General features: G+C 69.4%; 12 protein-coding genes and 1 riboswitch. Of the genes, 5 read left to right on the top strand and 7 right to left on the bottom strand.

Going from position 1 to position 13,352, the window contains the following annotated elements:
- Window position 1 precedes the first annotated feature (1 nt).
- Complete coding sequence (locus Q0Q23_RS09970) at window positions 2-1,399, bottom strand: MFS transporter (RefSeq protein ID WP_295122620.1); 1,398 nt, start codon at window positions 1,397-1,399, stop codon at window positions 2-4.
- A 160-nt stretch (window positions 1,400-1,559) separates the two neighbouring features.
- Between Q0Q23_RS09970 and Q0Q23_RS09965 the strand changes: the two genes are divergently transcribed.
- Window positions 1,560-2,021 carry a DUF2269 family protein gene (locus Q0Q23_RS09965; protein ID WP_295122618.1) on the top strand — a complete coding sequence of 154 codons (462 nt, stop codon included), beginning with the start codon at window positions 1,560-1,562 and terminating at the stop codon, window positions 2,019-2,021.
- A gap of 23 nt (window positions 2,022-2,044) precedes the next feature.
- Here Q0Q23_RS09965 and ribH read toward each other — a convergent pair whose 3' ends face one another.
- The 5 genes from ribH to Q0Q23_RS09940 all read right to left on the bottom strand — a co-directional run bounded on the left by ribH (window position 2,045) and on the right by Q0Q23_RS09940 (window position 6,861).
- A complete protein-coding gene (ribH, locus tag Q0Q23_RS09960; protein WP_295122616.1) occupies window positions 2,045-2,530 on the bottom strand; it encodes a 6,7-dimethyl-8-ribityllumazine synthase in 486 nt (161 codons plus the stop codon).
- Window positions 2,527-3,825: a GTP cyclohydrolase II gene (gene ribA / locus Q0Q23_RS09955; RefSeq protein ID WP_295122614.1), complete on the bottom strand. Its 1,299-nt coding sequence runs from the start codon at window positions 3,823-3,825 to the stop codon at window positions 2,527-2,529. The genes ribH and ribA overlap by 4 nt, the downstream gene beginning before the upstream one ends.
- On the bottom strand, window positions 3,822-4,469 hold the full coding sequence (locus Q0Q23_RS09950) for a riboflavin synthase (RefSeq protein ID WP_295122612.1): 648 nt from the start codon (window positions 4,467-4,469) through the stop codon (window positions 3,822-3,824). The genes ribA and Q0Q23_RS09950 overlap by 4 nt, the downstream gene beginning before the upstream one ends.
- Window positions 4,470-5,516: a bifunctional diaminohydroxyphosphoribosylaminopyrimidine deaminase/5-amino-6-(5-phosphoribosylamino)uracil reductase RibD gene (gene ribD / locus Q0Q23_RS09945; protein ID WP_295122609.1), complete on the bottom strand. Its 1,047-nt coding sequence runs from the start codon at window positions 5,514-5,516 to the stop codon at window positions 4,470-4,472.
- A 94-nt stretch (window positions 5,517-5,610) separates the two neighbouring features.
- A riboswitch (FMN riboswitch) is annotated at window positions 5,611-5,762 on the bottom strand.
- A 94-nt stretch (window positions 5,763-5,856) separates the two neighbouring features.
- On the bottom strand, window positions 5,857-6,861 hold the full coding sequence (locus Q0Q23_RS09940; protein ID WP_295122607.1) for a sugar-binding transcriptional regulator: 1,005 nt from the start codon (window positions 6,859-6,861) through the stop codon (window positions 5,857-5,859).
- A 144-nt stretch (window positions 6,862-7,005) separates the two neighbouring features.
- Here Q0Q23_RS09940 and Q0Q23_RS09935 point away from each other — a divergent pair, with 144 nt between their 5' ends.
- The 4 genes from Q0Q23_RS09935 (at window position 7,006) to Q0Q23_RS09920 (ending at window position 12,680) form a co-directional block, all read left to right on the top strand.
- Window positions 7,006-8,745 (top strand): glycerol-3-phosphate dehydrogenase/oxidase, encoded by a 1,740-nt coding sequence (locus tag Q0Q23_RS09935; protein ID WP_295122605.1) that lies wholly within the window; start codon window positions 7,006-7,008, stop codon window positions 8,743-8,745.
- A 131-nt stretch (window positions 8,746-8,876) separates the two neighbouring features.
- Window positions 8,877-9,656 carry an MIP/aquaporin family protein gene (locus Q0Q23_RS09930; protein WP_295122603.1) on the top strand — a complete coding sequence of 260 codons (780 nt, stop codon included), beginning with the start codon at window positions 8,877-8,879 and terminating at the stop codon, window positions 9,654-9,656.
- Window positions 9,657-9,731: 75 nt separating this feature from the next.
- Complete coding sequence (glpK, locus tag Q0Q23_RS09925; protein ID WP_295122601.1) at window positions 9,732-11,246, top strand: glycerol kinase GlpK; 1,515 nt, start codon at window positions 9,732-9,734, stop codon at window positions 11,244-11,246.
- Between the two features lie 126 nt (window positions 11,247-11,372).
- Entirely contained in the window at window positions 11,373-12,680 is a 1,308-nt protein-coding gene (locus Q0Q23_RS09920) for an LCP family protein (RefSeq protein ID WP_295122599.1), read from the top strand.
- Window positions 12,681-12,737: 57 nt separating this feature from the next.
- Here Q0Q23_RS09920 and Q0Q23_RS09915 read toward each other — a convergent pair.
- A partial coding sequence (locus Q0Q23_RS09915) for an HAD family hydrolase (RefSeq protein WP_295122597.1) occupies window positions 12,738-13,352 on the bottom strand: 615 nt, incomplete at its 5' end.

Below are 13,352 nucleotides of genomic sequence, written 5' to 3'. Positions count from 1 at the left end.
TTCAGCTCACGTTGTCGGTGAAGTCGACGTCCTTGGTCTCCTTCGAGAGCAGCAGGGCGACGAGCGTGAGCACACCGGCGAGCGACAGGTAGACGCCCACCAACACCGTGCTGCCGTGGCCCACGGTCCACAGCCAGACCGCGATCGTCGGCGCCACCGCGGCACCCAGGACGCTCGACAGGTTGTAGGCGACCGCGGACCCGGTGTAGCGCACGTTGGTCGGGAACAGTTCGGGCAGCTCCGCACCCATCGGCCCGAACGTCAGCCCCATCAGGGTGAAGCCGACGATCAGCAGCGCCATGGTGCCGACGAACCCGCCCGCGAACAGCGGCACGAAGAGGAGGCCGAAGACGATGATCCCGATCGTCACCCAGATCAGGGTCCTGCGGCGCCCGAAGCGCTCGGCGAGCGGACCGGCGACCAGTGTGAAGACGCCGAAGAACACCACGCCGATGATCAGCATGACGAGGAAGTCGTTGCGCGAATAGCCGAGACCCGCCACGAAACCCGTCGCGGAGAAGCTCTTGCCGGCCTTCTCCGCCGCGGCCTGCGCTGCCTCCGGGGTCGCTGCGGTCGTCCCGTACGTGAGGGTGAACGCGGTCATCAGGTAGAACAGCACGTAGGTCGCCAGCATGATGAACGTGCCGAGCACGATCTGCCGCCAGCTGGTGCGGAACACACGTGCAACAGGCAGCTTGGCGACCTCACCGGTGTCCACCACCTTCTGGAACGCGGGAGTCTCGACGAGCTTGAGCCGAACGTACAGCCCGACGATGACCAGCACAGCGCTCAGCAGGAACGGGACGCGCCAGCCCCACGCGGCGAACTGCTCGGCACTCATCGTCATGCTGAGCGCGAGGAAGAGCAGGTTGGCCACGATGAAGCCGATGGGAGCGCCGAGCTGCGGGAACGTGCCGTAGACGGCGCGCTTGCCGGCCGGGGCGTTCTCCGTCGCGAGCAGCGCGGCCCCGCTCCACTCGCCGCCGAGGCCGAGGCCCTGGCAGAACCGCATGACGACCAGGAGGAATGGTGCCCAGAACTCCCAGCCGGGTACCTGGGCGGTGGGCAGGCAGCCGATCAGGACCGTGGCGATGCCCATGGTGAGCAGGGAACCGACCAGCGTGCCCTTGCGTCCGATGCGATCGCCGAAGTGGCCGAACAGGATCGAGCCGACGGGGCGGGCGATGAATGCGACGCCGAAGACGGCGAACGACGCGAGCAGGGCCGTCGTCGGGTCTTCGCTGGTGAAGAACAGGGCAGGGAAGACCAGTACCGCGGCCGTGGCGTAGACGTAGAAGTCGTAGAACTCGATCGAGGTGCCGATGAGGCTGGCGAGGATGACACGGCCGCGCGTGTTGGCGGGCGTGGTGGACGGGGTGACGGAGGCCGTCGTAGACATGCGTGAAGAACTTCCGGTGACGTGACGAACAGCCGCAGAGCGTGGGCGTCGGTCGGGCGTCGCGCGGGCGGGGAGAACGGGAACGGGCGCTTGTGGCGCCCTCCCACCCTATGCGGCAGGGGTGACGCGGCCGAATCCGGCCGATCGGTAGGCTGAGGGCATGGAAACACTCTTCGCCGTGCTGCATGTCGTGTCCGCCGTGTTCATCGTGGGTCCGATGGCCATCCTCCCGATGACGGCGATGCGCGCCGTCCGCGCGGGCAACGCCGGACAGGTGGAGGTGCTGGCGAAGTCGACGAACCTGATCTCGCTGCTGTCGCTGCTGGTGGTGTTCTTCGGCTTCGGCGTGATGGGGCTGGCCGACAAGAAGTACGGCCTGAGCATCACCACGCCGTGGATCCTGTGGTCGCTCATCCTCTATGTGATCGCGCTCGGACTGACCCTGTTCCTGGTCGTGCCGACGATGCGCCGTGCCGCCGAGGCGATCCGGGGTGCCGAGGCGGGCCGGGCCGGCGAGGCGGGGCAGGCCGAGCCTTCCCGCTATCCCGCCATCGCGGCGGGCTCCGGTGTCGCGAGCCTGCTGCTGGTCGCCGTCGTGGTGCTGATGGTCTGGAAGCCGTAGCCCCCAGACCAGCACACCGCTGCTCAGCGGACGGCGCCGCGCAACTCCCGCAGAGTGATCGCCGTCGCGAGCGCCGCGAACGCGGCCTCCTCGCCCTTGTCCTCCTTCGACCCGGGAAGGCCGGCCCGGTCGATGCCCTGAGCCTCGTCCTCGAGCGTGAGGACGCCGAAGCCGACCGGTTTGCCGGTGTCGAGCGCGACCCGGGTCAAGCCGTCCGTCGCCGCCGACGACACGTACTCGAAGTGCGGGGTGCCGCCGCGGATGATCACGCCGAGGGCGACCACGGCGTCGGCGCCGGACTCGAGGGCCGCCTTGCTGACGACCGGGAGCTCGAAGCTGCCGGGCACGCGCACGAGCGAGTAGTCCGCCCCGGCGGCCTCGAGGGTGCGGGTCGCCCCGGCGATCAGACCGTCGGTGATCCGCTCGTGCCAGGCGCCGGCGACGATCACGACCTTCAGGCCGCGGCCGTCCACGGCCTCGGTCGTCTTCGGGGCTCCTGCTCCGCTCATCGTGCTGTCCTCTCCGCTGCCACCGCAGCAGTGCCGTCCGACCCGTCCTGCGGGTCGATGTCGTCGATCACGTGACCCATGCGGTCGCGCTTGGTCTCCAGGTACCCCTCATTGAAGACGCCGACGCCGACGATGAGCGGAACACGCTCGTCGACGGTGATGCCGTGCTCCTCCAGCTGGCGGACTTTCTCGGGGTTGTTGGTCAGCAGGCGCACCGACTCGATGCCCAGGTCTTGCAGGATCGCCGTGGCCGCGCCGTAGTCGCGGGCATCGATCGGCAGCCCGAGGGCCAGGTTGGCGTCGAGCGTGTCGAGGCCGTCCTCCTGCAGCTTGTAGGCGCGCAGTTTGTTGATCAGGCCGATTCCGCGACCCTCGTGGCCGCGCAGGTAGACGACCACGCCGCCCTCGCGCTGGATGGTGTCGAGCGCCGCGTCGAGCTGTGGCCCGCACTCGCACTTCAGCGACCCGAAGGCCTCGCCGGTCAGGCACTCCGAGTGCACGCGAACGAGTGTGCCCTCTGCGCGGGGGTCGCCGGAGACGATCGCCACGTGGTCGGCGCCCGTCATCCGGTCGCGGTACGCCCGCATCCGGAACGACCCGTGCACCGTCGGCACCGTCGTCTCAACCTCGAAGATGACGCGGGACGACTCGGGGATCGGCGTCGGCGAAGCGAGCCGCTGGTCGCAGTGGAACTCCTGCAGGTAGCCGATGAGCGCTTCGATGGTGATCACCAGGACGCCCTCGCGCTCGCCGAGCTCGAGCAGGCCGGGCAGGCGCATCATCTCGCCGTCGTCGGCGACGATCTCGGCGATGGCTGCGACCGGCGTCAAGCCGGCGAGCTTCAGGAGGTCGACCGACGCCTCGGTGTGGCCGTCGCGCTCGCGCACGCCGCCGTCCACCGCGCGCAGCGGCAGGATGTGGCCCGGCCGGTGCAGGCTGGCCGGCGTCGACTCCGCGTCGGCGAGCACCCGCAGGGTGTGCGACCGGTCGGCCGCGCTGATGCCGGTCGAGAGCCGGTCGGCGGCGTCGACGCTCACCGTGTAGTTGGTGCCGCGGGCGTCCTCGTTGTTCGCGACCATGACCGGGAGCTCGAGGCGGTCGGCGATCTCGTTCGTCATCGGGGCGCAGATGAAGCCGGACGAGTTCTTGACCGTCCACGCGATCCACTCCTGGCTGGCGAGTTCAGCGGCGATGACCACGTCGCCCTCGTTCTCGCGGCTCTCGTTGTCGACCACGATGACAGGCCGTCCCGCACGCAGCTCGGCGAGGGCCTCCGGGATGGTGGCGAGGGTCATGACGCACTCCGTTCTGTCAGCGTCCGGCGTTCCGTCAGCGCGGGTTCGAGCGCGAGCATCCGCTCGACGTGGCGGGCGAGGATGTCGGTCTCGATGTTCACGCGGTCGCCGGGGAGGCGGTCGCCCAGGGTGGTGGCGGTCAGCGTCTCGGGGATGAGCGAGACCTCGAACCAGCCGTCCTCCCGCCCGCCGCCGACATCGCTCACGGTGAGGGAGACGCCGTCCACCGCGATCGAGCCCTTGCGGGCGACGAGCGGTGCGTGCTCCGGGTCCAGGCTGAGCCGCACGACGCGCCAGGCGCTGCCGTCCTCGATCGAGAGCACGGTGGCGGTGCCGTCGATGTGCCCCTGCACGATGTGGCCGCCGAGCCGGTCGCCGACCCGGGCGGCGCGCTCGAGGTTCACCCGGCGCCCGGCCTGCACGCCGTCGAGGGTGCTCATGGCGAGGGTCTCGGCCATCACATCGGCGGTGAAGGAGTCCTCGTCCTGACCGATCACGGTGAGGCAGACGCCGCTCACCGAGATGGAGTCTCCGTGCGCTGCGTCGCTGACGGCGAGGGGGCCGCGCACGGTGATCCTGGCGGCGTCGGCGACGCGCTCGACGGCGGTGATCTCGCCCAGCTCTTCGATGATTCCGGTGAACACTCAGTCCTCCTGGTGGGTGGTGTCGGGCTTCGGGACGGGAACGGCCCGCAGGTAGAGGTCGCCGCCGAGTCGTTCGACGTCGAGGATGCGCAGCCTGCGCTGGTCGCCGATGGTGGCGACGCCGATGTCGTCCAGCGCGAGGCGCGGGCCCCCGAGCAGCGACGGGGCGATGTAGATCGCATACTCGTCGACCAGTCCGGCGGCGACGAAGGCGCTGGCCAGCGTGGGCCCGCCCTCGACATACACGCGTCGGAAGCCGCGCTGGCGGAGGTCGGCGACCACCTGATGGAGGTCGTGCGTGCCCTCGAAGACGACCGGGTTCGGGTGGCGGAAGATCGCCGCGTCGTTGGGGACGGCTCTGGTGCCGACCACGACCGGCGTCGGCTGTGTGGCGAGCAGCTCGCCGGCATCGCCGCGGGCGGTGAGGCTCGGATCGTCGGCGAGCACGGTGCCGGTGCCGACCACGATGGCGTCGGAAGCCTCCCGCTGCTCGTGCACGCGCTGTCGGGCCGCGGCGCCGGTGATCCACTTGCTGGTGCCGTCGGCCGCGGCGGCGCGGCCGTCGAGAGTGCTGGCCCACTTGACGGTGATGTGCGGCCGCCCGAGGCGCGCGGCCGTGAGCCAGTCGCCGAGGAACGCCTCGGCCTCGTCGGCGAGGACGCCCGCGATGACCTCCACCCCGGCCTCCCGGAGCCGTTCGGCACCGCCGGAGGAGTGGTGGCCCGGGTCGGCGACCGCGTAGACCACGCGGGCGACCCCGGCTTCGATGAGCGCCTCGGAGCACGGGCCGGTGAGGCCCCAGTGGTTGCACGGCTCGAGCGTCACGACGGCGGTCGCTCCGCGTGCTCCGCCTTCGGGAAGCGATCGGAGGGCGTCGACCTCGGCGTGGGCCGTTCCGGCCCCGCGGTGGAAACCCTCGGCGATGGTGTGACCGTCGGCGTCGAGGATGACGCAGCCGACGCGGGGATTCACGCCGGTGGCGGGCCCGCCTTCGGCGAGGCGCAGCGCCGTGCGCATCGCCGCATCCCATTCTCCAGACCGGGTCATCCGGGCGTCGTCCTGTCTCTCGTGTCGTCGAGACGTGATGCCGGGGTCGCTGGAGCCGATGCTCGCGTTCGCTCGCGGTCGTCGCCGACCGTGAGACGTGCGCCTCCCATCCGGACTGAGCGCCCAGGCTCTCGCCTGCACGCATTACCGTCGGTGCCGGAATTCCACCGGCTCAGCAGGAGGCAGGGCCTCCCGCTCGCGGACTGTCACCGCCGGTTCGGACTCTCACCGACCCCGGAGCACGTTCTTCTGTTGTCGAGTCTAGATCAACGCGCTCCGCAGCGGTCTATTCCCGACTCTCTGTGACGCCGACGTGCCCCTCGGGAACCGCGGGCGCGGGTCAGGCGGCGTCGGCCACGGCACCGAGGGGGTCCGAGAGGCCGACCAGGGCACGGGCGGTGCCCTCGTCCACGATCAGGTCGGTGATGAGGCCGGCGGCCAGTGCGCCGCGCAAGCTGTGCACCTTCGACGGGCCCGAGACGATGCACACGCGGCGGGGTACGCGCTTGATCAGATCGATGTCCGGGCCGCTGGCCCGCTCGTTGAGGGGGATGCCGTGGTGGCTGCCGTCCTCACGGAAGAACACGGTCGCGACGTCGCCGACGACGCCCGACGCGTCGAGCGACGCGTAGTCGGCGGCGTCGAGGTACCCGCCGGCATAGACGTGCGATCGCACCTCGGAGAACGGGGAGCCCAGACCGAAGAGCGCCACGTCCATCCGCTCCTGGATGTCGAGGATGCGCCGGGTGCTGCGCTCGCGCCACATCGCCACCTTGGTCTGCGGGTCGTCGAAGAGCGCTGGAACAGGGAACTCCTGGATCGTGCCCGAGTACGTGTCGCCGAACCGCCGCAGGATCTCCGAGGCGTAGAGCACGCCCGTGGTGTAGGTGTTGCCCGCGCCGTTGAGCTGCACGAACTCCACGTTGTGCAGGTCTTTCGGGATCAGGTGCCTGCTCAGCGCGCTCATCGTCGAGCCCCAGGCGATGCCGACCGTGGTGTTGGAGTCGATGAAGCGGTCGAGAATCCGTGCAGCCGAGATGGCGACGCGCTCGAGCCGGTCGACGTCGCTGATGGCGCTGGGCATGGGGACGATGTGCGCGCCGATCCCGTAGCGGGAGTGCAGCTCCTGCTGGACGCGGGTGGCGCCCTCGTGGGGCTGGGCGATCTGGATGGTGACCAGTCCAGAGGCCCTGGCATAGGAGAGGAGCCGGGAGACGCTGGAGCGCGACGTGTGCATCTCGTGGGCGATGGCCTCCATCGTCAGGTCCTGCATGTAATACAGGTGCCCGGCTTTGAGGGCATCGCGGACCTTCTCGGGGAGGTTCTGGGTGTCTGGTTCGGCCATCTCGGGTGCTCGCCTTCTCGCGTACTCCGCCTTCTCGGGCAACGGGGCACTGCACGTATGTGCATCCGGCTTGATCGAAGTTGTGCCGGCATCGAAGACTATAGCTGCACCCACCGCCGTACAGAAGAAACCCAGGAGTCCGAAGTGACGACGAAGTCGAATACCCGCGCCGAGATCCAACTGCTGCGCGAGCGTCCCAACGCCCAGGTCGTGATCGTCGGCGGCGGCATCAACGGCCTCGGCACCTTCCGCGACCTGGCGCTGCAGGGCGTCGATGTCGTGCTCGTCGAGCGCAACGATTTCGTCTCCGGCGCCTCGGCCGCCTCCAGCCACATGATCCACGGCGGCATCCGCTACCTCGAGAACGGCGAGTTCCGCCTGGTCAAGGAATCGGTCACCGAGCGCAACGGCCTGCTGAAGATCGCACCCCACTACGTCAAGCCGCTGCAGACGACCATCCCGATCTACTCGACCTTCTCGGGCATCCTCGCCGCTCCGCTGCGCTTCCTCACCCACAAGCAGGGCAAGCCGAAGGAGCGCGGCGCGTTCCTCATCAAGACCGGCCTCACGATCTATGACGCGTTCTCGCGCGACGGCGGCACGGTCCCGCGGCACACCTTCCACGGCCGCAAGCGCTCGCTGCAGGAGCTGCCGAAGCTCAACCCGGGCCTCAAGTACACGGCCACCTACTTCGACGCCTCGGTTCACGACCCGGAGCGACTCGCACTCGACGTGCTCGCCGATGGGTTGGCGGCCGGTCCGCACGCTCGTGCCGCCAACTATCTGGAGGCCGTCGGCGCCCGCGACGGCGGAGTCCTCGTGCGCGACCGCGAGTCCGGTGAGGAGTTCACGATCACCGCAGACGTCGTCGTCAACGCCTCCGGACCGTGGACCGACCTCACGAACGCCGCGCTCGGCGAAGCCACCCGGTTCATGGGCGGCACCAAGGGCTCGCACATCGTGCTCGACAACCCCGAACTGCTGGAGGCCTGCCGCGGCCGTGAGATGTTCTTCGAGAACAACGACGGCCGGATCGTCCTCATCTATCCGCTCAAGGGGCGGGTCATGGTCGGCACGACCGACCTCGAGGCCGACATGTCGGTGCCCGCCGTGTGCACCGAGGACGAGATCGACTACTTCATCGAACTGGTCTCGCACGTTTTCCCAACGATCCCCGTGACGCGCGAGCAGATCGTCTACACCTTCTCCGGCGTGCGCCCGCTGCCGCACCACGACGACACGGCCCCCGGCTTCGTCTCCCGCGACTACCGCATCGTGCCCGGCACGGTGCCGGGCCTGGGCAGCACGACGGTGCTCAGCCTCGTCGGCGGCAAGTGGACGACGTTCCGCGCGCTGAGCGAGCACCTCGCGAACGAGACGCTCGAGGCGCTGGGCATGACCCGCACGGTGCAGACGCTCGGCCTCCCGATCGGCGGGGGCGCCGGATTCCCCACCACGCAGCAGGCCGAACGCGACTGGATCGCCCGGTACGGCGCGGATGTCGGCGCCGAGCGCGCGGCCGTTCTGCTGGCCCGCTACGGCACCAAGGCCGCGTTCGTCATCGACGCGATCGCCGGCTGGGACGGCGAGGACGCCCCGCTGGCCGCCGCGCCCTCGTACTCGCGTGGCGAGATCGATCACCTGGTCCGCACCGAGCGCGTGTCTCACCTGTCCGACGTCTTCCTGCGCCGCACGAGCCTCGCGTTCACCGGTTCGATCTCCGTCGCGCTGATCCGCGAGATCGGCGAAATCACCGCAAACGCCCTCGGATGGTCGCCAAACAGGCGCACGGAGGAGGAAGATGCGTTCCAAGCGGAACTGGCCGCCGCCCACCGGGTGAACCTCGAGTCGGGGGACGGGAGCGAAGCCGCGGCGCTCCGATAATGCACGAACGTGCATAGCACGGTTCTTGCCGTGGGGGACATGACGCCAATAGCGTTCAAGGGCCCGCCCTGGACAAGAACCTCACCATCGCACAACAGGGTGCGGGTCAACTGAACAACTGGAAGGTCAACGTGGACAATATCGGTATTGATTTCCTGTCTGAGCTGGTGGGCACCGCCATGCTGGTACTCCTCGGTACCGGTGTTGTGGCGAACGTCGCGCTCATCAAGAACAAGGGCTTCAACGGCGGGTTCCTGATGGTGAACATCGGCTGGGGCATCGCGGTGTTCTCTGGTGTGGTCGTCGCCTACAACTCCGGTGCTCACCTGAACCCGGCCGTGACGCTCGGTCTGGTGGCCAACGGCGCCAAGGCCTTCGGCAGCGCGGCAGCGCACACGCTGGTGCCGGTCAACTTCGTCACCGTGCTGCTGTACATCCTGGCCCAGCTCATCGGCGCCATCATCGGCGCGGTGCTGACGTTCCTGGCGTACAAGAAGCACTTCGACGAGGAGCCGGACCCGGCGAACAAGCTCGGCGTGTTCTCCACCGGCCCTGCCATCCGCAGCTACGCCTGGAACCTGGTCACCGAGATCATCGGCACCTTCGTGCTCGTCTTCGTGGTCATCGCGTTCGGCCACCAGCCGGGTACGGCGGCCGGACTCGCCGCTCTCGGCGCTCTGCCCGTCGCCCTTCTCGTGATCGGCATCGGTGCGAGCCTCGGTGGTCCGACCGGGTACGCGATCAACCCGGCCCGTGACCTCGGCCCGCGCATCGCGCATGCGTTCCTGCCGATCAAGGGCAAGGGGACCAGCGACTGGTCCTACTCCTGGGTCCCCGTGGTCGGGCCGATCATCGGCGGTCTGCTCGCCGGCTGGCTCGCACTGCTGCTGCTCCCCATCCTCACCAAGTAACACCCGGGGGCCGGCCCGGGGAGACCCGGGCCGGCCCTCTTCAGTCCCACCCCCAAAGAACAAAGGAGTTACCTTATGGCCGACTACGTCGTCGCTATCGACCAGGGCACCACGAGCACCCGGGCGATCATCTTCGACAAGTCCGGGTCGATCGTCTCGACTGGACAGCTGGAGCACGAGCAGATCTTCCCGAAGGCCGGGTGGGTCGAGCACGACCCGAAGGAGATCTGGAACAACACCCGCGAGGTCATCGGGCAGGCGCTGTCGAAGGCCGACCTGACCCGTCACGACATCGCGGCCGTGGGCATCACGAACCAGCGCGAGACCGCTGTCGTCTGGGACAAGAACACCGGTGAGCCGGTCTACAACGCCATCGTCTGGCAGGACACCCGCACCCAGCCGATCGTCGACCGCCTCGCAGCGGACGGCGGCACCGAGCGCTTCAAGCAGATCGTCGGCCTCCCGCTGGCGACCTACTTCTCCGGCACCAAGATCGTCTGGATCCTGGAGAACGTGGAGGGCGCGCGCGAGCGTGCCGAGGCGGGCGACCTGCTCTTCGGCACGACCGACACGTGGGTGCTCTGGAACCTCACCGGCGGTCCCGACGGCGGTGTGCACGCCACCGATGTGACCAACGCCTCCCGCACCCTGTTCATGGACCTGGAGACCCTCTCCTGGCGCGACGACATCCTCGAGGTGTTCGGCGTGCCCAAGTCGATGCTGCCGGAGATCAAGAGCTCGTCGGAGGTCTACGGCCAGGTCGAGTCCTCGAGCCTGCTGCGCGAGGTTCCCGTCGCGGGCATCCTGGGCGACCAGCAGGCCGCGACCTTCGGTCAGGCCGCGTTCGATCCGGGCGAGTCGAAGAACACCTACGGCACCGGCAACTTCCTCATCTTCAACACGGGTGAGGAGATCGTCCACTCCAAAAACGGCCTCCTGACGACGCTCGGCTACAAGCTGGGCGACGCCAAGCCGCACTACGCCCTGGAGGGCTCGATCGCGGTCACCGGTTCGCTCGTGCAGTGGCTGCGCGACAACCTCGGCATCATCTCCAGCGCCCCCGAGATCGAGGACCTGGCGAAGACCGTCGAGGACAACGGCGGCGCCTACTTCGTGCCGGCGTTCTCCGGCCTGTTCGCGCCGTACTGGCGGGCGGACGCACGCGGTGCCCTCGTCGGCCTCACGCGCTACGTCAACAAGGGTCACATCGCCCGCGCGGTGCTGGAGGCCACGGCCTTCCAGACCCGCGAGGTGCTGGACGCTGTCAACGCCGACTCCGGGGTCGAGCTCTCGGAGCTGAAGGTGGACGGCGGCATGATCGCCAACAACACCCTCATGCAGTTCCAGGCGGACATCCTGGGCGTGCCGGTCGTGCGCCCGGTCGTCGCGGAGACGACGGCGCTCGGCGCCGCCTACGCCGCGGGCCTCGCGGTCGGCTTCTGGAGCGACCTGGACGACCTCCGCAAGAACTGGCAGGAGGACCGCCGCTGGACGCCCGACATGGACGCCGCCGAGCGCGACCGTCAGCTGCGGCTGTGGAAGAAGGCCGTCACGAAGACGTTCGACTGGGTCGACGACGACGTGAGGTAGTGTCCACGCTGCACCACCGAGCGCCGTCCGGCTTCTGCCGGGCGGCGCTCGTGCGTTGTGCCGCGTCTTCCGGTTTCCTCATCGCCGGGCAAGGATTCGCAAAGAATGGTCGCTTAGCGTGCTCGTATGAGGCATTCTTCCGTCGTGCGGCCGGCTCCGGTGCGGCACGGCCGGCTCCCCGTGCGGCGGGCGCGCGGGCCGTTGGCGCGGTTGCTCGCCTCCACGGTCGCCGTCGTGCTGCTCGCCGTCGGAGGTGTGGCCGCCTACGCGGTGCAGGACACGGTGCGCTCGCTCAAGCCCGCCATCCACCTCGTGTCGGCGTCGGGCAAGTCCGTCACGCCGCCGAGCGTGGGCGCCGAGACCGGTGCGGTGAACATCCTGCTCGCCGGAACGGACACGCGCACCGGTCAGGGCGGTCAGTTCTCGAGTGCCCAAGAGCTCGCCGGAAGCTCCGGCGCGGGAAACAACGATGTGACGATGGTTCTGCATCTCTCGGCCGACCACCAGCACGCGACCGTCATCAGCATCCCGCGCGACCTCATGGTGCCGATCCCGTCGTGCCCGACCTCAGGAGGCGGTTCCACGTCTCCGCGGGACAGCGCGCAGTTCAACACCACGCTGTCGACCGGCGGACTGTCGTGCGTCGTGCTGACCGCCGAGGCGCTCACCGGCCTCAGCATCCCCTATGCCGCGGAGATCAGCTTCGACGGCGTGGTGGCGATGTCCAACGCCGTCGGCGGCGTCCCCGTGTGTCTCGCCACGCCGCTCACCGACCCGTATGTCGGGCTGAAGCTGCCGGCCGGTCAGCAGACCCTGGTCGGATCCCAGGCTCTCGCCTTCGTGCGCAGCCGCCACGGCGTGGGCGACGGCAGCGACCTCGGCCGCATCAGCAACCAACAGCTCTTCCTCTCGTCGCTGCTGCGAACGGTGACGAGCGCCGGCGTGCTGACCAACCCGCTCACGCTGTACACGCTGGCGAAGGCGGCGACCTCCAACCTGACCCTCTCCGACACGCTGGACTCGCCGACGACGCTCGTCTCGATCGCCCTGGCCCTCAAGAGCGTGCCGCTCAGCGCCTTCGTCTTCCTTCAGTACCCGTCCATGACCGACCCCGAGAACACCAACCGCGTCGTGCCGGAGCCCACGGGCGTCGACGCCCTCAAGCAGGCTCTGGCCTCGGACACGCCCGTGGTGCTGACCGGGACGACCGGCTCCGGCACGGAGTCGGCGACGCCCGCCCCGACCACGTCGCCGTCGGCTACGCCCAGCGCGACGCCGACGCCGACGCCGACGCCGGGCGCCGGGAGTCCGTCCGGCGCCGGGAGTACGTCCGCGGGCGGTTCCACGCCGGCGCCCACCTCCTCGGCCGTCAGCCTCCCGTCCGACGTGACCGGCCAGACCGCGGCCGAACAGACCTGCACCAAGGGCAACTGACGACGGCCCGTCGGCCCGGCACGCCGTCCCGCATCGACCGTCAGCCGACCATCGGCGTCAGGTCCGCGTGGCCAGCCGCACGACAGCGCCGGGCAGCTCGTCGAGCGAGCTGAGCTCGATCACGCCGAGGGAGGCGGCTTCCGCCGCGTCGTCGGTCGACGGCACGTCGCCGCGGCGATTCAGCCAGACGCCGGTCAGGCCGGCGCGCGCCGCGCCGATCGCGTCGGTGCGCAACCGGTCGCCCACATACACCGCCTGCTCGGGGCTCTCGCCGAACTCGGCGCACGCCACGTCGAAGATACGGGCGTCCGGCTTCGCGACGCCCACCTCTCCCGACGCCACCAGGCGCTCCATGCGCGCGTCGAGCCCCACGGCCTCCACCTTGCGCCGCTGGAACGCGAGATCACCGTTGGTGATGAGCCCGAACCGCACGCCCGCGATCGTCGCCTCCAGGGCGTCGAGGCAGCGCAGCGCGTCGTGGTGCAGCGACCAGGCGGCGACGTAGTGCTCGAAGTAGTCCGAGAACCACGCGCTCGCCTCGGCGTCGCCGAGCACGACCCCGTGCCGGGCGGCGAAGTCGCGTGCCCGTGCCTGTCGCTGGCCTTCGAAGTCGAGCCGGCCGGCCAGATACGAGTGGTAGTGCTGCTCCTCCAGGTCATGCCAGAGGGCGAC

Source organism: uncultured Leifsonia sp. (genome assembly GCF_945957465.1).
In the GTDB taxonomy this organism is placed as follows: domain Bacteria; phylum Actinomycetota; class Actinomycetes; order Actinomycetales; family Microbacteriaceae; genus Leifsonia.
This window is presented reverse-complemented; position numbering and strand designations above follow the sequence as displayed.

What these genes read in the sequence shown, in the direction of transcription:
- glpK (WP_295122601.1), top strand. Translation starts at nt 9,732, where the DNA reads ATGGCCGACTACGTCGTCGCTATCGACCAGGGCACCACGAGCACCCGG.
- Q0Q23_RS09940 (WP_295122607.1), bottom strand. Translation starts at nt 6,861, where the DNA reads ATGGCCGAACCAGACACCCAGAACCTCCCCGAGAAGGTCCGCGATGCC.
- ribA (WP_295122614.1), bottom strand. Translation starts at nt 3,825, where the DNA reads ATGACCCTCGCCACCATCCCGGAGGCCCTCGCCGAGCTGCGTGCGGGA.
- ribH (WP_295122616.1), bottom strand. Translation starts at nt 2,530, where the DNA reads ATGAGCGGAGCAGGAGCCCCGAAGACGACCGAGGCCGTGGACGGCCGC.
- Q0Q23_RS09970 (WP_295122620.1), bottom strand. Translation starts at nt 1,399, where the DNA reads ATGTCTACGACGGCCTCCGTCACCCCGTCCACCACGCCCGCCAACACG.
- Q0Q23_RS09920 (WP_295122599.1), top strand. Translation starts at nt 11,373, where the DNA reads ATGAGGCATTCTTCCGTCGTGCGGCCGGCTCCGGTGCGGCACGGCCGG.
- ribD (WP_295122609.1), bottom strand. Translation starts at nt 5,516, where the DNA reads ATGACCCGGTCTGGAGAATGGGATGCGGCGATGCGCACGGCGCTGCGC.
- Q0Q23_RS09965 (WP_295122618.1), top strand. Translation starts at nt 1,560, where the DNA reads ATGGAAACACTCTTCGCCGTGCTGCATGTCGTGTCCGCCGTGTTCATC.